We start from the raw sequence: 746 nt of genomic DNA on the forward strand, positions 1-746 counted from the left end.
AGGCAACGGTGCGACCACCACCATCAACGACACCATCGATAAGGTCGATGTTGTACTGACCGCCACGACTACCGTGGGCGAAGGCGGCAATATCGTCTACACCGCCAGCCTGGTGGATAAAAACGGCGCCCCGGTGACCAACATCACCAACCCGCTGACCGTCACCCTGGATAACGGCAAAACCATCACCATCGGTGTAAACCAATCGAGCGGTAGCGTTTCGGTTCTTGCTCCTGATGATGTGTACAAGGGCGATCAGACCGTCACCACCGCGATCAAGGGTGTGACCGGCGGCGAGCATTTCGAGAACCTGGTACCGGGCACTGCTGCAGTGAACACCACCGTTACCGACACCCCGGGCACCGAAAACACAACGACTGTCACGCTGACTGCCCCAAGTGTCGTTAATGAAGGTGGCCAGATCACCTACACCGCGACCTTGAGTAATAAGGCCGGTACCGACGTCACGCTGAAGTTGGATAACGGCTCGTCGATCATCATCAAGGCCGGCGACACCGTCGGCACAGTGACCGTGCCTGCTCCTACCGATGACGTGTTCATCGATAAGAGCACTCAGACCGTCAAGATTACTGACGCTTCTGGCGGTAACTTCGAAAAACTGGAAGTTGCGGGCAACGGTGCGACTACCACGATCAATGACACCATCGATAAAGTCGACGTAGTTCTGACCGCCACCACCACCGTCGGCGAAGGCGGCAACATCGTTTACACCGCCAGCCTTGTGG

1 protein-coding gene is annotated in these 746 nt (G+C 57.0%); it reads left to right on the forward strand.

Going from position 1 to position 746, the window contains the following annotated elements; translation table 11 throughout:
- A partial coding sequence (locus E4P00_RS24615; protein ID WP_348984616.1) for an immunoglobulin-like domain-containing protein occupies positions 1-746 on the forward strand: 746 nt, incomplete at both ends.

The organism is Pseudomonas sp. B329 (assembly GCF_023127835.1).
Classification (GTDB): Bacteria; Pseudomonadota; Gammaproteobacteria; order Pseudomonadales; family Pseudomonadaceae; genus Aquipseudomonas; species Aquipseudomonas synxantha_A.